The sequence below is a fragment of the Paraburkholderia graminis C4D1M genome (genome assembly GCF_000172415.1).
Taxonomy (GTDB): Bacteria; Pseudomonadota; Gammaproteobacteria; order Burkholderiales; family Burkholderiaceae; genus Paraburkholderia; species Paraburkholderia graminis.
This window is the reverse complement of the sequence record NZ_ABLD01000004.1, coordinates 12398-36060: the sequence shown is the minus strand read 5'-3', so window position 1 is coordinate 36060 and position 23663 is coordinate 12398. Positions and strand designations below refer to the sequence as shown.

The 23663-nt window shown below is 64.9% G+C and carries 21 protein-coding genes and 1 pseudogene; 11 read left to right on the top strand and 11 right to left on the bottom strand.

The features are described 5' to 3' along the window. Positions 1-26 precede the first annotated feature (26 nt). The 7 genes from BGRAMDRAFT_RS08215 to BGRAMDRAFT_RS08185 all read left to right on the top strand — a co-directional run bounded on the left by BGRAMDRAFT_RS08215 (position 27) and on the right by BGRAMDRAFT_RS08185 (position 8586). The gene (locus tag BGRAMDRAFT_RS08215; protein ID WP_006048239.1) at positions 27-2900 is read left to right on the top strand and encodes a sensor histidine kinase; all 2874 of its coding nucleotides are present in this window, start codon (positions 27-29) and stop codon (positions 2898-2900) included. Further along, positions 2893-3591 carry a two-component system response regulator KdpE gene (gene kdpE, locus BGRAMDRAFT_RS08210; RefSeq protein ID WP_006048238.1) on the top strand — a complete coding sequence of 233 codons (699 nt, stop codon included), beginning with the start codon at positions 2893-2895 and terminating at the stop codon, positions 3589-3591. Before BGRAMDRAFT_RS08215 ends, kdpE begins: the two co-directional genes overlap by 8 nt. A gap of 107 nt (positions 3592-3698) precedes the next feature. Next, complete coding sequence (sugE, locus tag BGRAMDRAFT_RS08205; RefSeq protein WP_006048237.1) at positions 3699-4019, top strand: quaternary ammonium compound efflux SMR transporter SugE; 321 nt, start codon at positions 3699-3701, stop codon at positions 4017-4019. A gap of 266 nt (positions 4020-4285) precedes the next feature. Beyond that, positions 4286-4897 carry a DUF4126 domain-containing protein gene (locus BGRAMDRAFT_RS08200; protein ID WP_006048236.1) on the top strand — a complete coding sequence of 204 codons (612 nt, stop codon included), beginning with the start codon at positions 4286-4288 and terminating at the stop codon, positions 4895-4897. Beyond that, the gene (locus BGRAMDRAFT_RS08195; protein ID WP_006048235.1) at positions 4894-7476 is read left to right on the top strand and encodes an ABC transporter permease; all 2583 of its coding nucleotides are present in this window, start codon (positions 4894-4896) and stop codon (positions 7474-7476) included. The genes BGRAMDRAFT_RS08200 and BGRAMDRAFT_RS08195 overlap by 4 nt, the downstream gene beginning before the upstream one ends. A 23-nt stretch (positions 7477-7499) precedes the next feature. Further along, the gene (locus BGRAMDRAFT_RS08190; protein WP_006048234.1) at positions 7500-7913 is read left to right on the top strand and encodes a group II truncated hemoglobin; all 414 of its coding nucleotides are present in this window, start codon (positions 7500-7502) and stop codon (positions 7911-7913) included. Next, complete coding sequence (locus BGRAMDRAFT_RS08185) at positions 7906-8586, top strand: DUF924 family protein (RefSeq protein WP_006048233.1); 681 nt, start codon at positions 7906-7908, stop codon at positions 8584-8586. Before BGRAMDRAFT_RS08190 ends, BGRAMDRAFT_RS08185 begins: the two co-directional genes overlap by 8 nt. 32 nt (positions 8587-8618) lie before the next feature. Here the strand turns inward: BGRAMDRAFT_RS08185 and BGRAMDRAFT_RS08180 are convergent, their stop codons facing one another. From BGRAMDRAFT_RS08180 to BGRAMDRAFT_RS08125, 11 genes are all read right to left on the bottom strand, one after another. Next, the gene (locus tag BGRAMDRAFT_RS08180) at positions 8619-10850 is read right to left on the bottom strand and encodes an ArnT family glycosyltransferase (protein ID WP_006048232.1); all 2232 of its coding nucleotides are present in this window, start codon (positions 10848-10850) and stop codon (positions 8619-8621) included. A gap of 472 nt (positions 10851-11322) precedes the next feature. Further along, positions 11323-12069, bottom strand: a complete 747-nt coding sequence (locus BGRAMDRAFT_RS08170) for an SDR family oxidoreductase (protein WP_006048231.1) — start codon at positions 12067-12069, stop codon at positions 11323-11325. A gap of 181 nt (positions 12070-12250) precedes the next feature. After that, on the bottom strand, positions 12251-12835 hold the full coding sequence (locus BGRAMDRAFT_RS08165) for an LOG family protein (RefSeq protein ID WP_006048230.1): 585 nt from the start codon (positions 12833-12835) through the stop codon (positions 12251-12253). A 10-nt stretch (positions 12836-12845) separates the two neighbouring features. Continuing rightward, a complete protein-coding gene (locus BGRAMDRAFT_RS08160; RefSeq protein WP_006048229.1) occupies positions 12846-13559 on the bottom strand; it encodes a TetR/AcrR family transcriptional regulator in 714 nt (237 codons plus the stop codon). 151 nt (positions 13560-13710) lie between these two features. Further along, the gene (locus tag BGRAMDRAFT_RS08155; protein WP_006048228.1) at positions 13711-14442 is read right to left on the bottom strand and encodes a diacylglycerol kinase; all 732 of its coding nucleotides are present in this window, start codon (positions 14440-14442) and stop codon (positions 13711-13713) included. 20 nt (positions 14443-14462) lie between these two features. After that, a complete protein-coding gene (locus tag BGRAMDRAFT_RS08150) occupies positions 14463-15494 on the bottom strand; it encodes a glycosyltransferase family 4 protein (protein WP_006048227.1) in 1032 nt (343 codons plus the stop codon). Between the two features lie 59 nt (positions 15495-15553). Beyond that, entirely contained in the window at positions 15554-16495 is a 942-nt protein-coding gene (locus BGRAMDRAFT_RS08145) for a UDP-2,3-diacylglucosamine diphosphatase (protein ID WP_006048226.1), read from the bottom strand. 204 nt (positions 16496-16699) lie between these two features. Next, positions 16700-17191 (bottom strand): RDD family protein, encoded by a 492-nt coding sequence (locus BGRAMDRAFT_RS08140; RefSeq protein ID WP_044020725.1) that lies wholly within the window; start codon positions 17189-17191, stop codon positions 16700-16702. A 90-nt stretch (positions 17192-17281) separates the two neighbouring features. Beyond that, positions 17282-18043, bottom strand: a complete 762-nt coding sequence (locus BGRAMDRAFT_RS08135) for a DUF3106 domain-containing protein (RefSeq protein ID WP_006048224.1) — start codon at positions 18041-18043, stop codon at positions 17282-17284. Between the two features lie 16 nt (positions 18044-18059). Beyond that, complete coding sequence (locus tag BGRAMDRAFT_RS08130) at positions 18060-18482, bottom strand: DUF3619 family protein (RefSeq protein ID WP_006048223.1); 423 nt, start codon at positions 18480-18482, stop codon at positions 18060-18062. Beyond that, the gene (locus tag BGRAMDRAFT_RS08125; protein ID WP_006048222.1) at positions 18479-19042 is read right to left on the bottom strand and encodes an RNA polymerase sigma factor; all 564 of its coding nucleotides are present in this window, start codon (positions 19040-19042) and stop codon (positions 18479-18481) included. Before BGRAMDRAFT_RS08125 ends, BGRAMDRAFT_RS08130 begins: the two co-directional genes overlap by 4 nt. Before the next feature lie 354 nt (positions 19043-19396). On the opposite strand from BGRAMDRAFT_RS08125, the gene BGRAMDRAFT_RS08120 reads away from it, so the two are divergent. The 4 genes and pseudogenes from BGRAMDRAFT_RS08120 to BGRAMDRAFT_RS08105 all read left to right on the top strand — a co-directional run bounded on the left by BGRAMDRAFT_RS08120 (position 19397) and on the right by BGRAMDRAFT_RS08105 (position 23651). Continuing rightward, the gene (locus tag BGRAMDRAFT_RS08120) at positions 19397-21160 is read left to right on the top strand and encodes an acetolactate synthase 3 catalytic subunit (RefSeq protein WP_006048221.1); all 1764 of its coding nucleotides are present in this window, start codon (positions 19397-19399) and stop codon (positions 21158-21160) included. Between the two features lie 103 nt (positions 21161-21263). Continuing rightward, positions 21264-21752: pseudogene (gene ilvN / locus BGRAMDRAFT_RS08115) on the top strand (acetolactate synthase small subunit). A gap of 109 nt (positions 21753-21861) precedes the next feature. Continuing rightward, complete coding sequence (gene ilvC / locus BGRAMDRAFT_RS08110; protein ID WP_006048219.1) at positions 21862-22878, top strand: ketol-acid reductoisomerase; 1017 nt, start codon at positions 21862-21864, stop codon at positions 22876-22878. Between the two features lie 134 nt (positions 22879-23012). Continuing rightward, on the top strand, positions 23013-23651 hold the full coding sequence (locus tag BGRAMDRAFT_RS08105) for a phosphatidylserine decarboxylase (RefSeq protein WP_006048218.1): 639 nt from the start codon (positions 23013-23015) through the stop codon (positions 23649-23651). Positions 23652-23663 lie beyond the last annotated feature (12 nt).

Here is a 23663-nt window from a genome sequence, read left to right as displayed (position 1 = left end):
CCATCAAAACATCAAAGCATTCACGCATGAACCGCCCCGATCCTGACGAACTGCTCGACAAGCTGCAGCGCGACGAACAAAAGCGTCAGCGCGGCAAGCTGAAGATTTTCTTCGGCGCATCGGCGGGCGTCGGCAAGACGTATGCGATGTTGCAGGCGGCGCGTCGCCGTCGCGACGAAGGTGCGGACGTGGTGGTCGGCATCGCCGAAACGCATGGGCGTGGCGAAACGGCGGCGCTGCTCGAAGGTCTCGACGTGCTGCCGCTCGCGCACATCGAGTATCGCGGCCGCAAGCTCGGCGAGTTCGATCTCGACGCGGCGCTGGCCCGCAAGCCGCAACTGATACTCGTCGACGAACTCGCGCATTCGAATGTGCAAGGCGCGCGGCATCTGAAGCGCTGGCAGGACGTGTATGAACTGCTCGACGCCGGCATTGATGTCTACACGACCGTCAACGTTCAGCACCTCGAGAGTCTCAACGACGTGGTGGGGCAGATCACCGGCATTCGCGTGTGGGAGACGGTGCCTGACCGCGTGTTCGATCGCGCCGACGAAGTCACGCTGGTCGATCTGCCCGCCGAGGAATTGCTCGATCGCATGCGCGACGGCAAGGTGTATCTCGCGCAGCAGGCCGAGCGCGCGGTGCGCAACTTCTTTCGCAAAGGCAATCTGATCGCGCTGCGCGAGCTTGCCTTGCGCCGTACGGCCGATCGCGTCGACGCGCAAATGCGTGAATATCGCGCGGACCGTTCGATCGAGCGAATCTGGCAGGCGCGCGAGCGCTTGCTGGCGTGCGTCGGCCCCGGTCCCGAAGCGCCGATGCTGGTGCGCGCGGCGGCGCGTCTTGCCGCGAGCCTCAAGGCCGACTGGATCGCCGTCTATGTCGAAACGCCCGCGTTGCAGCGTTTGCCCGACGCGCGCCGCGAACGCACGCTCAACGCATTGAAGCTCGCCGCGGAACTCGGCGCGGAAACGGCGACGCTCGCGGGCGCGGACGCCGTGGCCGCGCTGACCGGTTATGCGCAGGCGCGCAATGTGTCGAAGCTGGTGGCGGGCGCATCGGCACGCACCGGCATCCGGCGCTGGCTGCGCCGGCCGCTTGGCGAGCGTCTCGCCGAACACGGCGGTCATGCGGACGTCACGCTGATCCGCGCTTCGTCCGATAGCGGCGGCGACCACGAGCGCCGCCTGCTGAGTACGACGGCCAACGCATGGCGCGACGCGTTGAGCGCCGCGCGCGAGCGCCGCTCGCCGCCGCGTGCGTACGGTTGGGCGCTCGCGATATGCGCGGGCATCACCGCGGTGGCGAGCCAACTGAACGAGCGCATCGATCTGACGAACCTCGTCATGCTGTATCTGCTCGGCGTGATCTTCGCGGCGGTGAAACTCGGGCGAGGGCCAGGCGTGCTGCTGTCGTTCATGAGCGTCGCCGCGTTCGACTTTTTCTTCGTGCCGCCGCGCCTGTCGTTGTCGGTATCGGATACGCAATATCTGCTGACGTTCTTCGGCATGTTGCTGACTTCGCTCGTGATCAGCCATCTCACGTCGAGCTTGCGGCGCGAAGCGCGGATCGCGCGGCGTCGCGAGCAGCGCACCGGCGCGATGTATGCGATGGCGCGCGAACTCGCGGCGGCGCTGACTACCGAGCAGATCGTCGGCATCGGCAGCCGTCACGTGAGCGAAGTGTTCGGCGCGCGCGTCGCGATCCTGTTGCCGGACAGCGCGGACCGCGTGAAGCAGAAGATCGAGGACCCGGACGCGGCCATCACGCTCGAAGGCGAACTGCTCGATACCGACGTCGGCCAGTGGGTCTACGATCACGAGAAGCCGGCCGGTCACGGCACCGACACGCTGCCGGCCGCAGCCGCGCTGTATCTGCCGCTGAAGGCGCCGATGCGCACGCGCGGTGTGCTCGCGGCCGTGCTGCGCGACGAGCGCGAGCTTAACGCGCCCGAGCAGCAGCGCATGCTCGACGCGTTCGCCGCGCAAATCGCGCTCGCGCTCGAGCGCGTGCATTACGTGGACATCGCACGCGACGCGCTCGTCAATATGGAATCCGAACGTTTGCGAAACTCGTTGCTGTCCGCGATTTCGCACGATTTGCGTACGCCGCTCACGACCATCGTCGGCTTTTCGTCGATGCTGGCGCAATCGCGCGAACACGCGGCCGACGCGCGGCGCGACGACGAGCTCGTGGACGCGATCCATGAAGAAGCGCTGCGCATGACCGGCATCGTGACCAATCTGCTCGACATGGCGCGCTTGCAGGCGGGCAGTCTGCAATTGAACCGGCAATGGACGCTGCTGGAGGAAACCGTGGGCGCCGCGCTGCGTGCGTGCAAGCGCGTGCTGAGCGGGCATCCGGTGCGGGTCGAACTCGCCGCGGATTTGCCGCTGCTGCAGCTCGACGCCGTGCTGATGGAGCGGCTCTTCTCGAACCTCTTCGAGAACGCGGCCAAATATACGTCGACGGGCACGCCGTTGACGATCGGCGCGCAGCGTTTCGACGCGGACGGCAAGTCGTTCGTGCGCGTGACCATCGACGATAATGGGCCGGGTTTGCCCGCCGGCATGGAGACTCGCGTGTTCGAGAAGTTCACGCGCGGCGAGAAGGAATCGGCGAAGCCGGGCATCGGGCTCGGTCTCGCGATTTGCCGCGCGATTGTCGAAGCGCATGGCGGCAGCATCGGGGCGGTGAATCGCATGTCGGCAGCAACGGACGAGGCGGCTAGAAGCCGCGTCGAAGGCGCGCGTTTCTGGTTTACGCTGCCGGTTGAAACGCCGCCGGACGTGCCCGACCTGCCCGAAGCCGCCGACGCCGCCGACGCGCCAAATGCGCTGCAAGACCAATCCGCCGACAACATGAACCCGAACCCGCTTGCCAAACCGACCCATGAGTGACCCGAGCATCACCGTCGTTCTGATCGAAGACGAAAAGCAGATCCGCCGTTTCGTGCGGACGGCGCTCGAAGACGAGGGCATCGTCGTGCATGACGCGGAGACCGGCAAGCAGGGTCTCGTGGAGGCCGCGACGCGCAAGCCCGACCTCGTGATCGTCGATCTCGGCCTGCCCGATACCGACGGCCTCGACGTGATCCGCGAATTGCGCGGCTGGAGCGAACTGCCGGTGATCGTGCTGTCGGCGCGCACGCAGGAAAGCGAGAAAGTCGCGGCGCTCGATGCCGGCGCCGACGATTACCTGACCAAGCCGTTCGGCGTCTCGGAACTGCTCGCGCGGATTCGCGCGCACCTTCGGCGGCGCAATCAGGGCGGCGCGAACGAATCGTCGCAAGTGCGCTTCGGCGCGGTGAGCGTGGACCTCGCGTTGCGCCAGGTCACGCGCGACGGCGCGGCGATCCATCTGACGCCGATCGAATACCGGCTGCTCGCGACGCTCGTGCGCCACGCCGGCCGCGTGCTGACGCACCGGCAACTGCTGCGCGACGTGTGGGGGCCGTCGCACGTCGAGAGTTATCACTATCTGCGCATTTACATGGCGCATCTGCGCGGCAAGCTCGAGCGCGATCCGGCGCAGCCCGAGCATATCGTCACGGAGACGGGCGTCGGCTATCGGCTGGTCGGCGTCGTGTGAGCAGGGCGCAGCAAGATGGTGCAGGCGTCGTTATAATTACGGAGCGTAAGGACGACCTTACGGCATTTACAAACGGGGACGGCCCCATCTGATCATGGAGCTGTTTCATGTCCTGGATTCTTCTGTTCATCGCCGGTCTGCTCGAAGTCGCGTGGGCGGCCGGTCTCAAGAGTTCCGACGGTTTCACCCGGCTGTGGCCTTCTGTCTTCACCATCGTCACGGCGCTCGGCAGCTTTATCCTGCTTGCGATGGCGATGCGGCAGTTGCCGCTCGGCACGGCCTACGCGGTCTGGACCGGCATCGGCGCCGTCGGCGCCTTCGTTTTCGGCATCGTGATGATGGGTGAAGCGCTGACGGCCGCGCGCGTGGCGAGCGCGGCGCTGATCGTCGTCGGGCTGATCGGGCTCAAGCTCTCGTCCGGGCATTAAGCGCGCGGCATCAGCACGCGCATCGGCATACTCACGCGCCGGTCGCTACCGGCGCGGCCTTTGCCTCTGCTGCATAGTCCGCCAATTTGCAAGCCACTCTGCGTTCTGCGAATTAACGTGGCTATAATGAGATGGAAACCAATCTGAAATTGCCCGCGGCCTGCCCGGCGCGGCCGGCTTGGCGCGGGTCTGACGACTTCGGTGCGGCGGCTCATCCCTGATTGCCCCCGAAGCGCCCGGCACGCACAGCGCGCCTGGAGGCGGCCATGCTTGAATCACTTTCGCTTGCTGCGGGGCTCTCATGGGGCAGCGGCCTGCGCCTCTATCTGACGGTCCTGCTGGCCGGCGTGTTCGAGCGCCTCGGTCTGATTCATCTTCCCGATACGTTGTCCGCGCTGTCCTCGCCGTGGGTGATCGGCGTGGCGGGCGTGCTGACCGTCACCGAATTTCTCGCCGACAAGATTCCCGCGTTCGATTCGCTATGGGACGCGATTCACACCTTCATCCGCATTCCGGCCGGCGCCGTGCTCGCAGCCGGCGCGTTGGGCCATGCCGATCCGGCGCTGCTGACGGTCGCCGCGCTCGCGGGCGGCACACTGGCGGGCACCGCGCATCTGACGAAAGCGGGCACGCGCGCGCTCATCAATCTGTCGCCGGAACCGGTGTCGAACGTCGTCACGTCGACGGCTGAAGACGGTTTCGTGTTCGGCGGCATTCTGCTCGCGCTGTTCGTGCCGCTGCTGTTTCTGGTGCTGATCGTGGGCTTTCTGGTGCTCGCCGGCTGGGTCTTGCCGCGTCTGTGGCGCGGCGTGCAGGGCGGCTTTCGCGGCATGGCGACGCATATGGTGTCGCGCCTTGCGAGGAGCAGGCACGATTGAGCGATACAGCCGGACGTTCCACGGCGCGGGTCGCCGTCCCCGCGGCGCGCCGCTTTAGCGTCGGCGATCTGCTGCGCCAGGCGCTGCGCATGACGGCGCGCGACTGGCGCGCCGGCGAACTCACGATGCTGCTGCTCGCGCTCGTGCTCGCCGTGGCGGCGCTCGCGAGCGTCGGCTTTCTCGCCGACCGCTTGCATCAGGGCCTGGAGCGCGACGCGAGACGCATGATCGCCGCCGACTTCATCGTGCGCGCCGATCATCCGGTCGATCCGCAGTTCGCGCGCGAGGCCGCGGCGCTCGGCCTGAACACCGCCACCACGGCGATTTTCCCCAGCATGATCAACTCGAGCGGCGCGCAGCCGGTGTCGCGGCTTGCCGCGATCAAGGCGGTGTCGCCGGGTTATCCGTTGCGCGGCGCGCTGCGCATCGCGCCCGGGCCGGGCGCTCCGGATCGAGCCGCGCAATCCATTCCGCCGCTTGGCACCGTCTGGGTCGATCAGCAATTGCTCGACGCGCTGAAGGTGCGCGTTGGCGACACTGTGAAGGTCGGCAACCGCAGCTTCACGATCGGCGCGATGATCACGCGCGAACTCGACCGCGGCTTCTCGTTCGTCAATTTTTCGCCGCGCCTGATGATGCGCGCCGATGACGTGCAGTCCACCGGCCTGATCACGTTCGGCAGCCGCGTGACGTACCGGCTGCTGGTGGCCGGTGCGGATCCATCGGTCGCACGTTTCGCGCAGTTTGCGCACGGCAGGGTGGACGGCGGCAAGATGCGCGGCGTCGCGCTCGAATCGTTGCAGGACGGCCAGCCGCAAGTGCGTCAGACGCTCGATCGCGCCGGTCATTTCCTCACGCTCGTGTCGCTGTTGACCGCGCTGCTCGCGGCCGTGGCGATTGCGATGGCCGCGCATCGGTACATGCGCCGGCATCTGGACGGCTGTGCGGCGATGCGCTGTCTCGGCGTCAGTCAGTCCACACTGCGGGCGCTGTTTACGCTGGAATTCGTCGGTGTCGGCGTGGCGGGCGGCGCGCTCGGCGTGGCGCTCGGCTTTCTCGGCCATCTCGCGTTGCTGACGTCGCTCGGCAGTCTGATCGACGTCGAATTGCCGTACCCGACGGCATGGCCCGCGCTCCAGGGCATTGCGGCCGGTCTCGTGCTGCTGCTCGGTTTCGCGCTGCCGCCGCTGCTGCCGCTGACGCGCGTGCCGCCGGTGCGCGTGCTGCGCCGCGAGTGGGGCGAAGCGGGGCGCACCGCGTGGGCCGCGTACGCGCTCGGCATCGTGTTGTTCGCGGCGCTGCTGATCGTCGCGGCGGGCGAGCTGAAGCTCGGCGGCATCGTCGCGGGCGGGTTCGCGGGCGGGCTGCTGGTGTTTGCGTGCATCGCGCGGCTCGCGTTGTGGGCGGCGGCGCGCGCGGTGCGCAGCGAGCGCGTGAATGCGGGAATCGGCTGGCGTTACGCGCTGGCGTCGCTGGAGCGGCGCAGCGGCGCGAGCGCGTTGCAGATCACGGCGCTCGGCATCGGCCTGATGTGCCTGCTGCTGATCGCGATGACGCGCAACGACCTCGTGGCCGGCTGGCGCAAATCGACGCCGCCCGATGCGCCGAACGAATTCATCATCGACATTCAGCCGGATCAGCGCGAAGCCGTCACGCATTATCTCGACACGCACGGCGTGCCCGGCACCGTGCTCTCGCCGATGGTGCGCGGCCGGCTGACCGCGATCAACGGCAAGCCGGTCAACCCGGATTCGTTCAAGGGCGACGACGCGCGACGGCTCGTCGATCGCGAATTCAATCTGTCGTACACGACGCAGTTGCCGGACGACAATCGCATTTCCGCCGGCACCTGGTATGGCGACACGAAGGCTCCGCAGATTTCGATCGAAGAGGGGCTCGCCAAGCTCATCAACGTGAAGCCCGGCGATGTGCTGCGTTTCGACGTGACCGGCTTGCAGATCGATGCACCGGTGACGAGTGTGCGCAAGCTCGACTGGGGTTCGTTCAAGGTCAACTTCTTCGTGCTGATGCCGCCCGCCGCGTTGCAGGATTTCCCGGCTACGTTCATCACCAGTTTCCATTTGCCCCCGGAAAAACGCGCGACCATCGACGGTCTGATCGCCGCCTATCCGAACCTCACGGCCATCGACACCGGTCCGATTCTCGCGCAGGTGCAGCGCGTGCTGCAGCAGGTGATCGGCGCGGTGCAGTTCCTGTTCGCGTTCACGCTCGCCGCGGGCGTGCTGGTGTTGTACGCCGCGCTCGCCGGCACGCGCGACGAGCGTATGCGAGAATCCGCGCTGCTGCGGGCACTCGGTGCGTCGCATCGTCAGGTGCGCGCGGTGCAGATCGCCGAGTTCGTCGCGGTCGGCGCGCTTGCCGGCCTGATGGCCGCGATCGGCGCGCAGGTGATCGGCTGGATTCTGGCCACGCGCGTGTTCCAGTTCTATCTGGACTTCAACCCGTGGCTGCTGCCGGCGGGAGTCGCGGCCGGCATCGCGTGTGCGGCGGTCGGCGGCTGGCTGAGCTTGCGGCATGTGTTGTCGCGTCCCGCGTTGCAATCGCTGCGCGACGCCTGATTATTTTCCGTTGATGAGTGGTTATGAGTGAGATCGACAACGAAGTCTCCGCGGCGCAGCCGACGGCCTTCGAACTGGTCGGCGGCGAAGCGCGCGTGCGCGAACTCGTCGACCGTTTTTACGACCTGATGGACCTTGAAGCAGAGTTCGCCGGCATTCGCGCGCTGCATCCCGAATCGATGGACGGTTCGCGCGACAAGCTGTTCTGGTTTCTGTGCGGATGGCTGGGCGGCCCCGATCATTACATCAGCCGCTTCGGGCATCCGCGGTTGCGCGCGCGGCATTTGCCGTTCGCGATTGCATCGAGCGAACGCGATCAGTGGCTGCGCTGCATGGCCTGGGCGATGGAAGACATCGGGCTTGACGAGCCGCTCAGAGAGCGCCTGCTTGGTTCGTTCTTTGAGACGGCCGACTGGATGCGCAACCGCAATGGTTGACGCTGAACGCGCGGCGCCGCCTCGCACGCCGGCGGATCTCGCCGCTTACAGCGCGCTCGATCCGCGAGCGCGCGAGGTGCTCGACTGCTGGTTCGGCGCGCCCGATGCGCCGGGCTTCGGCGAGGCGCGCAAGCAGTGGTTTTCCGCCGACGAATCGTTCGACGCAATGCTGCGCGAACGTTTCGGAACCCTTATCGATGCGGCGCGCGACTCGCGCCTCGACAGTTGGACGGCCACGCCGCTCGGCGCGCTTGCGCTCGTGATCGTGCTCGATCAGTTTTCGCGCAACTGCCATCGCGACACGGCGCGTGCGTTTGCCGCCGATCACAAAGCGTTGGAGATCGCGCAGCAGATGGTGGCGAGCGGCGCGGATCGGCAGTTGCCGAGCGCGCATCATCGCGCGTTTGCCTATCTGCCGTTCGAACACGACGAGGCGCCGGCGAGCCAGCGGGAGTCGCTGCATCTTTTTAAAGCGCTCGCCGGGGAGCCCGGTGGCGAGTCGTATTATTCGTTCGCGGTGAGGCATGCGGAGATCGTCGAGCGCTTTGGGCGCTTTCCGCATCGCAATGCGCTGCTTGGACGGGAATCGACGGCGGAGGAAATCGCGTTTTTGCGCGAGCCGGGATCGTCGTTTCAGTCGCGGCGGGCGAGGAAGCGGGCGCGCGGTAGTTAGCGGCGTGCCGCACAGCGCCGCCCGGCGTCTGGTTACCGACCGTCAACCGCAGCCGGCACCGTCGGCGTGCGCACAAAGACGCGCAACAACTCGTCGGTATCGCCGGGACGCGCGCCCGACCAGAATAGCCGCCAGTCGCCCGTCGGTTGAAGTGCGTTGTTGCGGCGGCTTTCGACGATCAGCCATGTGCACTCAGTCGTGCGCGGGTTCGCGGTCGGCTGATGCTCGATGTCCGTGTAGTAGTCGAGCATCGGCGCCTCGGATTCGCCGAGCCCGACGCTCGCCATGCAATCGCCGTCGTTCCATTGCGCGCTCAGCGCGGCGCCGAGGTTCTCGAACACCGAGCGGTAGCTTTTCGCGTAGTCGAGCCACGGCAGCAGCAGCGTGCTCACGAGTCCCCACGCGACGATCGCGCCCGCGCACCAGCTCAGCACACCGCGCCATTTGCCCGCGTACTTGAAGGCGGGCAGCAGCCATAGCCAGCCGAGCGTCATCAACAAGGCAGCCGCGATCAGCGCGGGTTTCATCGGCAATACCCAGTCGAGCGGCAGCCATCGGCCGAGCCGGTGCAGCGAAGCATGCGTGTTCGCCGGACTGCTCATGATCGACCACACGATCCACGCGAGCGCCGCCACGCTGCCGAACAGCACGCGGCTCGCCATGTCCCACACTACATGCAGACGCGGCGGCAGGCGCTCGACGCCCTGCATCGCCAGCAATGCGAGCGGCGCGATGAACGGCAGGATGTACAGCTCGCGGATCGTCGCCGAGCTTTGCAGCACGGCGAAGCCGACACCCGCGAAGATCGCCGGCAGCGCGACGCGCGGATCGCGCCAGCGCCGCCATGCGCCGCCGCCGAGCGCGGCCAGCGCAAGCGGTGCGACCGGAAATCCGACGCTTAGGACCGTGCGCAGCACGAACAGCCGGCTTTCGCTTTCGGAGCCGAGTTCGGCAACCGAGAAACCGAAAAAGCGGCCGACGTTGTTATCCCACAGCCACACCTTCAAGAGCGCCTCGGAGCGCAGATAGAAGCAGATCGGCCAGATTAGCGCGAACGGCGCGCAGACGAGCGCGGCGACGCCGAGCGCGGCGGCGAAACTGCGGCTGCGGCAAACTGGATAGAGCGCGAGCACCGCGCAGACGGTCGCGCCGAAAACCAGCGGCACGAACAGGCCCTTGGCGAGAAACGATACGCCGACGCCCGCGCCGAACATCGCCGCGCCGCTCAGAATCGCGTGCCGGCGCTCGCGTGCGGCGTGGGCGGAAAGGCGCTCTTGATGGCCGTCGTAACGAAGATGCGCGAGCACGAGTTCGAACAATCCGCAGAAGCCGATCGCCGCGCCGGCCATCAACGCGACATCGGTCATCATGTCGTGCACGTGCTTGACGACGACGAGCGTGCCGCCGAACAGCGCCAGCGTGCCGATCACGCGCAGGTCGAACCAGCTCGGCGCATTCACCGCGCGGCGCGCGACGCGGGCCGTGTAGTAGACCGTCAGGCCCGCGAACAGCGCACTCGCGAGCCGCGCCGCGTCGTGCAAGGGCAGGTAGCGGCCGAACATCCATGCGAGGCCCGCGGCCACCCAGTCGTAGACAGGCGGTTTTTCGACGAACGGCTGCCCGGCGTTGGTCGGCACGACGAGATCGCCGGTGTCGAGCATGTGCTGGACGATGCCGAACGTGTACGTCTCGTCCTGTTTCCAGGGATCGTGTCCCAGGGTGCCGGGCAGCAGCCACGCGCAGAGGATGGCGAGCGCGATCAGGTACGTTAGCGGGCGTGAGGCGCTGAGCGCGTGCCAGCGCGGGGCGCGGCTGTTGCCGTTGCTGTTGCTGTCGTTTGAGTGGTCCGCAGGCGGTGAGCCGATGGTGGGTTCGTTGCCTGCGGCGGGTGCGTGAGGTTTGGAGGGCTTGGCTGGTCGGGCTGGGGCCGCGGCCTCGGCGGTCAGGGCTTGGGCCGTATTGGGACTGTTTGCGGCAAGGTCGGCCGAGCGCGCATGCTCGGCACTGTCGATGAGACCGGCCATGTGCGCTTGCGGCGCGTTGTCGATGAGGCTGGCCATGTGCGCCTGCTGTGCGCTGTCGATGGCGCCGGTCATGTGCGCTTGCTGCGCGCTATCGATCAGGCCGGCCACGCGCGCTTGCGGCGCGCTATCGATCAGGCCGGCCACGCGCGCTTGCTGCGCGCTATCGACAACGCCGGCCGGCGCGGACACCGCTGCCGCGGCGTTCCCGTTGCGCCACGGTGCGGAAGGTTTTTCTTGCATGAAACGAATCTCTGGTCGCGGTGCGCGGCAGCATCGCGCGCACGATGTTCTGGCTTGCGTCGCACGAGGCCGCGCGATTCCCGCGATTGTAGTCTCCGATTATTACGACCGATTACACGTGCGACGGCGCACGGATGCGGCGATTGCGCCTGCCGTGGCGGTGGATATAGCGGGCAGTGGAAGCAACGCGAGGCTTATCTAGGAGCGCCGCGTGAGCCGACGGACGGAGAGCGGAAAGAGGGCGGAAGGGATGAGGAAGGAGCGCTTAACGGAGGCGGAGAAAAGCCGGATGCATTGCAGAAAGAGCGCCGAAGTAAGGCGAAAAAAAACCGGAAAGATTGCAACGAAACGCGGAAGAAATGCGGAACGAAGGCGAAAGAACGAAGGCGAAAGAACGAACGCGAAAGAACGAAGGCGAAAGAACGAAGGCGAAAGAACGAACGCCGAACAACAGCAGACCAACCCCCGCCGCCTAACGCCCCCCAGCGACATCCACAAGCGCCCCAGTGACATACGACGCGGCGTCACTCAACAACCACACGATGGTCTCAGCCACTTCGTCAGCCCGGCCCGGACGGCCCAATGGCGTCGCCGCGCCGAGTTGCGCCGCACGCTCGGGCTTGCCGCCGCTCGCGTGGATTTCGGTATCGATGAGACCAGGCCGCACTGCATTGACACGCACGCCGCGCGGCCCGAGTTCCTTCGCGAGGCCGAGCGTCATCGTATCGACTGCGCCTTTGGAGCCTGCGTAGTCGACGTATTCGTTGGGCGAACCCAAACGCGCCGCCGCCGACGACACATTCACGATCACGCCGCCCACGCCGCCGCGATCCGTCGACATGCGCCGCGCGGCTTCGCGCGCGCACAGATAGGCGCCGAGCACGTTGACGTCGAACATGCGCGTGAGGCGCGCGAGATCCATGTCGGCAAGCGGCATGGACGGCGCGACGATACCCGCGTTGTTGACGAGCGCGTCGAGCCGGCCGAATTTCTGCACGACCGCGTCGAACATGGCGATGACGTCGGCTTCGTTTGCGACGTCGCCGGCAATCGGCAGCGCGCGTCCGCCGGCTCGCTCGACTTCAGCGACGGTTTCCTCGGCGGCCGCGAGATTCCGCGCGTAGTTCACGCCCACCGACCAGCCGCGCGCGCCGAGCAAGCGCGCGGTCGCGCGGCCGATGCCGCGGCTGCCGCCAGTGATGAGAACGGTTTGAGTCATCGCAACCTCGACATGCAAAGCAGAGTGAGCGCTGGAAACGCAGCGGGAAAAAACGCAGCGGGAAAAACCCAACGAAAAGCAAGGCAGAAAGCGAAGCCAAAAAACGAGAGCAAAGCGGAGAACGCACGGAGAAACCCGCGGCGCTCTCAGCCGCAGCCGCAGCCGCAGCAACCGCCCCCGCTCAAACCGCTTCCCGCTTAACCGCCCACTTATCCGCAACCGGCGGCTGATACCGTTGCAGCTTGCCGATCAGCGTGGCCGCATCGGAGTCGATCTGCAGGATATCGACATACGTCTGCCGCATGAAGCCTTCGTCCACGGTGTGCTGCAAGAGCTTCATCAAAGGATCGTAAAAGCCGTCGATATTGAGCAGCGCCACCGGTTTGTGGTGGTAGCCGAGCTGCGCCCACGTGTAGACCTCGAAGAACTCTTCGAGCGTGCCCGCGCCGCCCGGCATCGCGACAAACGCATCCGAGAGATCGGCCATCATCTTCTTGCGATGATGCATGTCGGGCACGACGTGCAACTCCGTCAGGCCGTTATGACCGACTTCCTTGTTGACCAGCAGCTCGGGAATCACGCCGATCGCGCGGCCGCCTTCGGCCATCACCGTGTCGGCGATCACGCCCATCAGCCCGACCTTGCCGCCGCCATACACAAGCGCCAGGTCGGCTTCGACCAGCGCGCGGCCGAACGCACGCGCGGCCTCCGCATACAACGGTTTGGCTCCATTCGCGGAGCCGCAATACACACACACCGACTTCATGAAAAACGTCCTATTCGTTGCGAGGCGCGGCGCCTTCCTTCGGCGGCAGATAGTCGTAGAACTCGCGTTTCTCGAGCTTGCCCGATACGAGATCGTCGAAAATTTGCCGTGAGCGGCCGCGCAGATAAGGCGCCATCAACGACACGATCTGCACGCTCACCTGATGCAGTTCCGCGCGAATCGTCTCCTGCTCGTTGTATTTGCGCGGATTCATCACGAACTGATACGACAGCCAGTACGTTGCGATCACACCGATGTTCGTGGCGATCACCTGCAACTCGTCCGGCGTGGCGACCATTTCGCCGTCGGCCACGAGCTGATCGCAGAACTGGCTCGCAAAGCGCACCTTATGGCTGATGATCTGCTTGAAGTGCGTTTCGAGCGTGCGGTTGCGTGCGAGCAGATCGTTCAGATCGCGATACAGGAAGCGGTAGCGCCACGTGAAATCGACCATGTACTGCAGATAGGACCACATTTCGTCGATGGTCGCGCGATGGTCGTCGGGAAAACGCAGACGCTTTTCGATCTCCTGCTCGAACTGGCTGAAGATGCTGTTGATGATGTCGTCTTTGTTGCGGAAGTGGTAGTACAGGTTGCCTGGACTGATTTCCATTTCCTCGGCGATCGTCGTCGTCGTGACGTTCGGCTCGCCGATTTCGTTGAACAGTTTCAACGACAGTTCGAGTATCCGTTCGCGCGTGCGGCGGGGAGGTTTGGCTTCCATGTCGTCCGGCCCTGGTTACGCCGGGTTGGGCGCGCGGCGGCGTGCCGCTGCTGTAGGTCCACCCGGACGCGGTTGCTGTTTTTTAAGACTGCCGGACGATTATAAACCGAGCGTTCGAATCTCTAGCGGGTACTCAGGGTTTCCATGAGCTTCACAGCCACGCTTTTACCCAATCAACGCCGAGCGGGCCGACGATCAGCCCCCACGTCATCACGCACATGCCGAGCGCGACCATCACCGCGGCGCTGCCCAGGTCTTTCGCACGGCGCGACAGCTCGTGCCGCTCGAGCGAGATACGGTCGATGGCCGCTTCCACGCTCGAATTCAGCAGTTCGACAATCAGCACGAGCAGCACCGAGCCGAGCAGCAACACGCGCGAGACGGGCTCAACCGGAACCAGCACGCCGCACGGCAGCAGAATCGCGGCCAGCGTCAGCTCCTGACGAAACGCGCTTTCCTCGCGGATCGCCACGCGAAAACCCGCGAGCGAGTTTTTCATCGCGTGCCACGCGCGGGTGAGGCCGCGATTGCCCTTGTACGGATTGAACGGCAGCGGCGCGAGCGGATCGTCGGGGCTGAGCGGCTCGTGTTGGATCTCGGCTGCGGCGTGTGAGCCGTGCCGGTTGATGCCGGCGTTTTCGTCGCCTTCGCCGTCAAGGCGGCCGTGGCGAGCGTGGCCTTCGTGGCCGCTCATGCGATGGGCTTCTGCATGGTTCATGACGGCGGACTCGCTAATGCTATCGAACGGCTCGACGCTCGCGGCTTCGTGGTCGTCGCGGTCATCATGGTTGACGCGAGCGTCGTGAGCATCGCTGCCGGCGTGCGCGGCGCGCAGCGCGCCGTTCACGGACGCGCGGCTTGCAGGAGAAGATCGGCTTCGCATGGACAACCCGGCGCGCCGCGTCACGCGGCTGCGCTTTCCTCGCGATACGACGCGCGCGGCAACGGCTTTAGATGCGCGGCGAACTGCTCGGAGGCCGCGGCCCACGAGAAGCGCTCGGCCCACGCGCGTGCATGCGCGCGGTCGATTTTCAGCGCTTCGAGACAGGCTTCGCGCAGGTCTTCGTCCATCGCGCCGGCGCCGCCGTCGCCGAGCACGTCGATCGGGCCGGTGACCGGATACGCCGCTACCGGCGTGCCGCAGGCGAGCGCCTCGAGCAGCACGAGACCGAACGTGTCGGTGCGGCTCGGGAACACGAATACATCGGCTGCCGCGTAGACTTTTGCGAGTTCAGCCTGCGAGAGCACGCCGAGATAATTCGCTTGCGGATAGCGCGACTTCAGTTCCGCGAGCGCGGGGCCTTCGCCGGCGACCCACTTCGAGCCCGGCAAATCGAGCTTCAAGAATGCCTCGACGTTTTTCTCGACGGCCACACGCCCCACATACAGAAAGATCGGCCGCGCGGTGTTGAGCACCTTCGAGTCCATCGGATGAAAAATCTCGAGATCGACGCCGCGTGTCCACAGCACGACGTTCGTGAAGCCGAATTTCTCGAGGTCGTTCCTGACCACGGGCGTCGGCGCCATCACCGCGAGCGACGGCTTGTGGAACCAGTGCAGGAACTTGTACGTCGCGGCGAGCGGAATGCCGAAGCGCGCCTGCACATACTCGGGAAAGCGCGTGTGATAAGCGGTCGTGAACGGCAGCTTGTGCTGGATCGCGTAGGCGCGCGCGGCCATGCCGAGCGGACCTTCGGTGGCGATATGCAGCGCGTCCGGTTCGAACTCGCCGATACGCTGACGCAGCTTGCGGCGCGGCATCAGCGACAACCGGATCTCCGGATACGTCGGGCACGGAATCGTCCTGAATTCGAGCGGCGTCAGCAGATCGACGCGATGGCCGAGTTCGGTCAGCTCGCGCGTGGTGTTCTTGAGCGTGCGCACGACGCCGTTGACCTGCGGTTCCCATGCGTCGGTGACGATCATGATCTTCATCGGTTTGCTCCTCGGATGGTTCGTCGATTCGGCCCAGCGGACTGGAGAGCGGCGTTGCGTCAGGCGGTCGCCCGGGCTTTTTGCACGCCGGCTTGCGGGCTGCGCATCGCGGTCCAGTAGATCACCTTGAGTTCGCCTTCATAGGTTTCGACGAGCGCCGACAGGCTTTCGACCCAGTCGCCGTCGTTGCAATACAGCACGCCGTCGATGTCGCGAATCTCGGCTTTGTGGATGTGTCCGCAGACCACGCCGTCGCAGCCGCGGCGGCGCGCTTCGTCGGTCATCACACGTTCGAACGACGAGATGAAGTTCACCGCGTTCTTGACCTGGTGCTTCAGGTATTGCGACAGCGACCAGTATGGAAAGCCGAGCCGGCTGCGGATCCGGTTGAACCAGCGGTTCAGGATCAGGATCATCGTGTAGAGCGTGTCGCCGAGATACGCGAGCCATTTCGCGTGCTGGATCACGCCGTCGAACAGATCGCCGTGGACGATCCACAGGCGCTTGCCGGCGAGCGTCGTGTGAAACGCCTCGCCGCGCACGTGGATGTCGCCGAACGCGAGGTCGCAGAACTGACGCGCGGCTTCGTCGTGATTGCCGGGCACGTAGATCACTTGCGTGCCTTTGCGCGCCTTGCGCAGCACCTTCTGCACGACGTCGTTGTGCGCCTGCGGCCAGTACCAGCCTTTTTTCAACTGCCAGCCGTCGATGATGTCGCCCACCAGATAGAGGTATTCCGACTCGTTATGGCGCAGGAAGTCGAGCAGATACGGCGCCTGGCAGCCGCTCGAGCCGAGGTGGATGTCCGACAGCCAGATCGTGCGGTAGCGGTGCGGCTCGGCGTGCTCGTCGTCGTGTTGCGGCGTCTCGGTGTCGATCGGCTGGGGCACGGCGGGCAGCGCAAAGCCGTGGCTCGGGCTGGATTCCGGACGGAACGCGACAGGGTCGACGCTCGGGCCGGTCTGGCGGAACAGGGAAGTCGCGGACGTTTTGGAGTCCATGGCTCACGCGTCGAGTTGCAGTGCCCGTATTGGGCCTACCACGCGTGACGGTGCCGTGACAGTCACGAGAAGTTCTTATTACTGCGGGAGCGATGGGAGGTGAGGCGATGTGATGCGAGATGAGGCGATAGCGAAGCGTTTGCTTCGCGTGGTGGATGCGCGGTTCGGTGCGCCGTTGACTGCGCGACGCGCGGCTCGCAATGTCTAGCGCGCGACTTCGATCACGCGCGTGCCGGCGAGCCGGTCATGCAGAAACTGGCGGCTCGCGCCGAGGCGCCCCGTGGCCGCCCACAGTACGAACCAGATTCCGGCGATCGCAAGAGTTTGCGGTAAGCGCAACCCGAGCAGCGGATGAAGCGCGAGCGGCGGCAGAAACCATAGCCACGCCAGCAGATAGCGGCCGACGGCGCGCCACGCGGAGAGCGGCGCGCCATTCGCTGTGACGACGCGCAGGCGCCAGGTTTTCATCGGCAGCGTCTGGCCGCCGTGGGTCCAGAACCAGACGAAATACAGGCCGACGACGAGCCCGATCCACGCCGCCATCACGTTGTGATGCGTGAGCCCGTTGCGCTGCTGCGTGAGCGTGCTGAACAGATACCCCGCGATAAACACGACGCCGAACAGCAGCAGCGCTTCGTAAAGCAGCGCGGCGAGGCGGCGGCGAACGCTCGGGGAATTGCCTGGTGAAGTGGACACGGCAACGGGCGAACTCGCGCTGGACGCGGTGCCCGAGTCGGGATTGACGGTGGCGGAAGTGGCGCGCGACTCGGACACGGGCAGCGCCGCTTACGAACCGTTGAAGATGGACGGCGCTTCCGCCGGCGAAACCGGCAGCGGCGTGGCCGGCACGAAGCTGCCGGCCGCCGGAATGCCCGGCAGCGACGCCGGGCTCGGCAACGACGCGGCCGCAGCGGCCGCGCTGGCCGACGGCGTGCCGCTCGCGGCGCGCTCACGTGCATTCACCAGCCGGTCGAGTCCCTTGATCTCGCTGCGGCCCGACGGCGGCGCGCTGACCACGCTCGGACGCCGCTTATGCTCACTTGCGGCGAGCCGCTGCTTCTGTTCCTCGGGCAGTTCCTGATACGCCTTCCACGCGTTCTGACGCGCTTCGCGCGGCAACTGCTTCGAGACCTGATAGTTCTCGCGCGCAACGCGCCGCTGATCGGGCGTCATGCGGACCCATTCGGTCATCCGGTCGTGCAGGCGTTTTTGTGCTTCGGGCGACAGCTTCGAGTAACGCGACGCGATTTTCAGCCACTTGCGCTTGCGCTCGTCGCTGAACGAATCCCACTGCGCCTCGAACGGCGCGAGCGCGATATGTTCGGCCGCGCTCAGGCGCGACCAGGCCATCGGGCTTTTACTGCCGGGCAGGCTCGGCAATTCGACGCCGAGCGTGGGTGCGGGCGCGGGCGCCGCGCCGTTGCTGTTCGCAACGGGCGCGCCGGCGGGCGAGGGGCTCGGGTAGAAGCGCGGATACGTGGCGGCAAACGACACGAGCGCCGCTATCGCACATCCGAAAACAACGGCCAGACCGCGCTTGTAGCTCACCCGAACGATCTCCCGCTCAGTGGGCGCGCGAAAGATACGCGTTGAAGCCGTGGTCGAGATAGGCATTGAGCGGCAGGTCGTCGCTTAACATGGCGGCATCGATATCGGCGAGTTCGGCCGTGCGTTGCTGGTCTTCCCAGTAGGCAATGCCGACGAGGCTCACGACCAGCGCGGCGAGCGGCCACGCCAGCGCGAAGCGGCGCAGCGGCGAACGGCGGCGCTCTGGGCGTTGTTCATCCGGCAGACCGGACGGCACGCCCGCGAACGACGGGACGAACACCGGCGCGGCGGCGGTTTCGGGCTTCTTGCGGGCAAGCGCGGCACGGCGGGCGGCGGCCAGCCGGTCGACGGCGGCGGACGGAATGCCGGCCGCGTTTTCGTCGAGCGCGCGGCGCACCTGGCGGGCGAACTCAAGTTCTTTTGTTTCGAGGGAGCTCATAGCGTGATTCCTTTGGCCTTGAGCGCTTGCGCCAGCGTGTGGGTGGCCCGCGAGCAGTGCGTCTTCACACTGCCTTCGGAGCAGCCCATGGCGGCGGCAGTCTCGGCGACATCCATATCTTCCCAATAACGCATGAGAAACGCCTCCCGTTGACGTGCCGGCAACTTTTGGATCTCGTCGTCGATCATTTGCAAGACCTGTTCGCGCTCGAGTTTCTGCTCGTTGCTCTCGGCGCCGGCCGAGCCTTGCTGCGCCTCGAAGGTTTCGAGCGGATCGAATTCGTCGTCGTCGGCATTACCGAACGACGAAAACAGGCTCACCCACGTATTGCGCACTTTCGCACGACGGAAATAGTCGTGCATCGCATTCTGCAGAATACGCTGAAACAGCAGCGGAAGCTCGGCCGCGGGACGGTCGCCGTATTTTTCGGCGAGCTTGATCATCGCGTCCTGCACGATATCCAGCGAGGCGTCGTCGTCCCGCACGGCGTAGACCGTCTGCTTGAATGCGCGCCTTTCGACGCCCGCCAGAAAGTCGGCGAGTTCCTTGTCTGATGCCATCCGTTTGGGGGTCGGCGCAGCGAGCGTGCGCGTAATCGGTCGAAAAATGTCGTAAAACCCGCGGATGCTAACAAATTTTTGCGCGAGCAGGGGCGAAACGTGGGACCGCCGCTGTCGTCGCGAGGCGGCGCGTCGGTCATTAAAGGGCGTCCCGGCGGGCGTTGGGGCAATATTTGCTTGACCGCGCGGACGTCTGCCGCTATCGTCGCTGGTTCGCAATATAAGTGACTTGTCTCATTGAGGTGTGGCCCAAGAAGCTCACCTGTCAACTGGACGCGCCGCTTGAACCCGAGCCACAAGCCCGGCAGAGAGCACCCGATCAATTTTTTGCCGAAAATTCGAAAGGTGAATCAAATGAATATGCCCAGCGCGGAATTCTCCACGTCGGATACCACTCCACAACACGAAGCTGACTCTATCGGCGCCACCGTGCTCATGAAGGCACTGGCCGACGAAGACGTCGAATTTGTTTGGGGCTATCCCGGCGGCTCGGTACTCTACATTTACGACGAGCTGTACAAGCAGGACAAGTTCGAGCACATCCTCGTGCGCCACGAACAGGCCGCGGTTCACGCCGCCGACGCGTATGCGCGTTCCACCGGCAAGGTCGGTGTGTGCCTCGTGACCTCCGGCCCCGGCGTCACCAATGCGGTGACCGGCATCGCCACCGCCTATATGGATTCGATCCCGATGGTCGTGATCAGCGGCCAGGTGCCGACTGCCGCGATCGGCCAGGATGCGTTCCAGGAGTGCGATACGGTCGGCATCACGCGTCCTTGCGTGAAGCACAACTTCCTCGTGAAGGACGTGCGCGACCTCGCCGCCACCGTCAAGAAAGCTTTCTATATTGCCCGTACCGGCCGTCCCGGCCCGGTGCTGATCGACATTCCGAAAGACGTGTCGAAAGCGCCTTGCCAGTACGAGCCGCTCAAGAGCGTGTCGCTGCGCTCGTACAACCCGGTCACGAAGGGCCACTCCGGTCAGATTCGCAAGGCCGTGTCGCTGCTGCTGTCGGCGAAGCGCCCGTACATCTACACTGGCGGCGGCATCATTCTCGCGGACGCATCGCGTGAGTTGAACCAGTTCGCCGATCTGCTCGGCTATCCGGTCACCAACACGCTGATGGGTCTGGGCGGCTACCGCGCGAGCGACAAGAAATTCCTCGGCATGCTCGGCATGCACGGCACGTACGAAGCCAACATGGCCATGCAGCACTGCGACGTGCTGATCGCCATCGGCGCGCGCTTCGACGACCGTGTGATCGGCGACCCGGCGCACTTCGCGTCGCGTCCGCGCAAGATCATCCATATCGACATCGATCCTTCTTCCATTTCCAAGCGCGTCAAGGTCGACATTCCTATCGTCGGCGACGTGAAGGAAGTGTTGAAGGAACTGATCGAGCAGTTGCAAACAGCCGAGCATGGCCCGGATACCGCGGCGCTCGCCGACTGGTGGAAGGACATCGAAGCCTGGCGCGCGAAAGACTGCCTGAAGTTCGACCGCAAGAGCGACATCATCAAGCCGCAGTACGTGGTGGAAAAGGCGTGGGAGTTGACCGACGGCAACGCGTTCGTCTGCTCCGACGTCGGCCAGCATCAGATGTGGGCGGCGCAGTTCTATCGCTTCAACAAGCCGCGCCGCTGGATCAACTCGGGCGGCCTGGGCACGATGGGCTTCGGCCTGCCGGCGGCGATGGGCGTGAAGATGGCGCACCCGGACGACGACGTGCTGTGCATCACGGGCGAAGGCTCCATTCAGATGTGCATTCAGGAGCTGTCCACCTGCAAGCAGTACGCGACGCCCGTGAAGATCATCTCGCTGAATAACCGCTATCTGGGCATGGTGCGCCAGTGGCAGCAGATCGAGTACAGCAAGCGCTATTCGCATTCGTACATGGACGCGCTGCCCGATTTCGTGAAGCTCGCCGAAGCGTACGGTCACGTGGGCATGCGTATCGAACGCACGGCCGACGTCGAGCCGGCGCTCAAGGAAGCGCTGCGCCTGAAAGATCGCACCGTGTTTCTCGACTTCCAGACCGACCCCACCGAAAACGTCTGGCCGATGGTCCAGGCCGGCAAGGGCATCACCGAGATGCTCATGGGTTCGGAAGATCTATAACGACGGTTTGTAGCGCCGGCTTCGTCACGAACGTCTCAAAAAGACGCAGTCGACGAGCGGCGCTGACTGTCGCAGACATCGACAAACATCTGGAGAAGCGATCATGAGACACATATTTCCGTCTGCTCGAAAACGAACCGGGCGCGTTGTCGCGCGTCGTCGGTCTCTCTCGGCACGCGGCTACAACATCGAAACCTTGACGGTGGCTCCGACCGAAGACCGTTCGCTGTCGCGCATGACCATCGTCTCCATTGGCTCGGACGACGTGATCGAACAGATCACGAAGCATCTGAACCGCCTGATCGAGGTGGTGAAAGTGGTCGACCTTACCGAGGGCGCCCACATCGAGCGCGAGCTGATGCTGATCAAGGTGAGGGCGGTCGGCAAGGAACGTGAAGAGATGAAGCGGATGTCGGATATTTTCCGCGGCCGCATCATCGACGTCACCGAAAAGACCTACACGATCGAACTGACGGGCGCGAGCGACAAGCTCGACGCCTTCATCGAAGGACTCGACTCCACGGCAATTCTCGAAACGGTCCGCACGGGCAGTTCGGGCATCGGCCGCGGCGAGCGCATTCTGAAGGTGTAACGCGCAGCGTCCGATCCTGGCCGGTGGCGCTCATCACTATCCGGCCTTGCAGCACAACATTCGCAGTATCTGAATCTCTCGAATCATCGAATTTAGCCAAGGAACCGACATGAAAGTTTTCTACGACAAGGACGCCGATCTCTCCCTCATCAAGGGCAAGCAGGTCACCATCATCGGCTATGGCTCGCAAGGCCATGCGCACGCGCTGAATCTGAAGGAAAGCGGCGTGAACATCACGGTCGGTCTGCGCAAGGGCGGCGCATCGTGGAGCAAGGCTGAGAATGCCGGCCTGCAAGTGAAGGAAGTGGCGGAAGCCGTGAAGGGCGCGGACGTCGTCATGATGCTGCTGCCCGACGAGCAGATCGCAGAAGTCTACGCAAAGGAAGTGCACGCAAACGCCAAGCAAGGCGCTGCGCTGGCATTCGCGCACGGCTTTAACGTGCACTACGGCCAGGTGATTCCGCGCGCCGACCTCGACGTCATCATGATCGCGCCGAAGGCGCCGGGCCACACGGTTCGCGGCACCTACTCGCAAGGCGGCGGCGTGCCCCACCTGATCGCGGTTGCGCAGGACAAGTCGGGCGCAGCACGTGACATCGCGCTGTCGTATGCGGCGGCGAACGGCGGCGGCCGTGCCGGCATCATCGAAACGAACTTCCGCGAAGAAACGGAAACCGACCTGTTCGGCGAACAGGCCGTGCTGTGCGGCGGTACGGTCGACCTGATCAAGGCCGGCTTCGAAACGCTGGTGGAAGCGGGCTACGCGCCGGAAATGGCGTACTTCGAATGCCTGCACGAACTGAAGCTCATCGTCGACCTGATCTACGAAGGCGGCATCGCGAACATGAACTACTCGATCTCGAACAACGCCGAATACGGCGAGTACGTGACGGGTCCGCGCATCGTGACGGCTGAAACGAAGAAGGCGATGAAGGCCGTGCTGACCGACATCCAGACGGGCGAGTACGCGAAGAGCTTCATCATCGAAAACAAGGCCGGCGCACCGACGCTGCAATCGCGCCGCCGTCTGACGGCCGAGCACCAGATCGAGCAGGTCGGCTCGAAGCTGCGCGCCATGATGCCGTGGATCGCGAAGAACAAGCTGGTCGACCAGTCGAAGAACTAAGAAGTCCGTTTTATCGCCTGAAACCGGCGCGGCGCACCGCCGCATGCGCCGGTCATGCAAAAAGCCGCCCGAGGGTGCTGAACCCCGGGCGGCTTTTGCTATCCTACGGTTTTACAAAAATATCGAAGCCATCCATGAATTACCCACATCCGATCATCGCGCGAGAAGGCTGGCCGTTTATCGCCATCGCGGCCGTTGTTGCCTTACTGGTTCACGCTTTCGCGGGGTTCGGCTTTGCTTGGATCTTCTGGCTGATCCTGATCTTCGTCGTGCAGTTCTTCCGCGACCCGGCGCGCCCGATTCCGACTCAGGCGAATGCCGTGCTGTGTCCCGCGGACGGCCGCATCGTCGCAGTGGAAACCGCACACGATCCGTATGCCAATCGTGAAGCGCTGAAAATCAGCGTGTTCATGAACGTATTCAACGTGCATTCGCAGCGCTCGCCCGTGGACGGCGCGATCTCGAAGGTCGAATATTTCCCCGGCGCGTATCTGAACGCCGCGGTGGACAAGGCCTCGCTCGAAAACGAGCGCAATGCAATCGTGATCGAAATGGCCGGCGGGCAAACGGTGACGTCCGTGCAGATTGCCGGTTTGATCGCGCGGCGTATTCTTTGCTACGTCCGTGCAGGCGAGCCGCTTACGCGCGGTCAACGGTATGGCTTTATCCGCTTCGGCTCGCGTGTCGACGTTTATTTGCCGGTGGGCAGCCGTCCGCGTGTGTCGATCGGCGAGAAGGTGTCGGCGTCGTCCACGATTCTCGCTGACCTGTAAAGCGGCACAAAG

Excerpts from the sequence above, each read along its gene's own strand:
- BGRAMDRAFT_RS08215 (WP_006048239.1), top strand. The coding sequence starts at position 27 with ATGAACCGCCCCGATCCTGACGAACTGCTCGACAAGCTGCAGCGCGAC.
- kdpE (WP_006048238.1), top strand. The coding sequence starts at position 2,893 with ATGAGTGACCCGAGCATCACCGTCGTTCTGATCGAAGACGAAAAGCAG.
- sugE (WP_006048237.1), top strand. The coding sequence starts at position 3,699 with ATGTCCTGGATTCTTCTGTTCATCGCCGGTCTGCTCGAAGTCGCGTGG.
- BGRAMDRAFT_RS08200 (WP_006048236.1), top strand. The coding sequence starts at position 4,286 with ATGCTTGAATCACTTTCGCTTGCTGCGGGGCTCTCATGGGGCAGCGGC.
- BGRAMDRAFT_RS08190 (WP_006048234.1), top strand. The coding sequence starts at position 7,500 with ATGAGTGAGATCGACAACGAAGTCTCCGCGGCGCAGCCGACGGCCTTC.
- BGRAMDRAFT_RS08185 (WP_006048233.1), top strand. The coding sequence starts at position 7,906 with ATGGTTGACGCTGAACGCGCGGCGCCGCCTCGCACGCCGGCGGATCTC.
- BGRAMDRAFT_RS08180 (WP_006048232.1), bottom strand. The coding sequence starts at position 10,850 with ATGCAAGAAAAACCTTCCGCACCGTGGCGCAACGGGAACGCCGCGGCA.
- BGRAMDRAFT_RS08170 (WP_006048231.1), bottom strand. The coding sequence starts at position 12,069 with ATGACTCAAACCGTTCTCATCACTGGCGGCAGCCGCGGCATCGGCCGC.
- BGRAMDRAFT_RS08165 (WP_006048230.1), bottom strand. The coding sequence starts at position 12,835 with ATGAAGTCGGTGTGTGTGTATTGCGGCTCCGCGAATGGAGCCAAACCG.
- BGRAMDRAFT_RS08160 (WP_006048229.1), bottom strand. The coding sequence starts at position 13,559 with ATGGAAGCCAAACCTCCCCGCCGCACGCGCGAACGGATACTCGAACTG.
- BGRAMDRAFT_RS08155 (WP_006048228.1), bottom strand. The coding sequence starts at position 14,442 with ATGCGAAGCCGATCTTCTCCTGCAAGCCGCGCGTCCGTGAACGGCGCG.
- BGRAMDRAFT_RS08150 (WP_006048227.1), bottom strand. The coding sequence starts at position 15,494 with ATGAAGATCATGATCGTCACCGACGCATGGGAACCGCAGGTCAACGGC.
- BGRAMDRAFT_RS08145 (WP_006048226.1), bottom strand. The coding sequence starts at position 16,495 with ATGGACTCCAAAACGTCCGCGACTTCCCTGTTCCGCCAGACCGGCCCG.
- BGRAMDRAFT_RS08130 (WP_006048223.1), bottom strand. The coding sequence starts at position 18,482 with ATGAGCTCCCTCGAAACAAAAGAACTTGAGTTCGCCCGCCAGGTGCGC.
- BGRAMDRAFT_RS08125 (WP_006048222.1), bottom strand. The coding sequence starts at position 19,042 with ATGGCATCAGACAAGGAACTCGCCGACTTTCTGGCGGGCGTCGAAAGG.
- BGRAMDRAFT_RS08120 (WP_006048221.1), top strand. The coding sequence starts at position 19,397 with ATGAATATGCCCAGCGCGGAATTCTCCACGTCGGATACCACTCCACAA.
- ilvC (WP_006048219.1), top strand. The coding sequence starts at position 21,862 with ATGAAAGTTTTCTACGACAAGGACGCCGATCTCTCCCTCATCAAGGGC.
- BGRAMDRAFT_RS08105 (WP_006048218.1), top strand. The coding sequence starts at position 23,013 with ATGAATTACCCACATCCGATCATCGCGCGAGAAGGCTGGCCGTTTATC.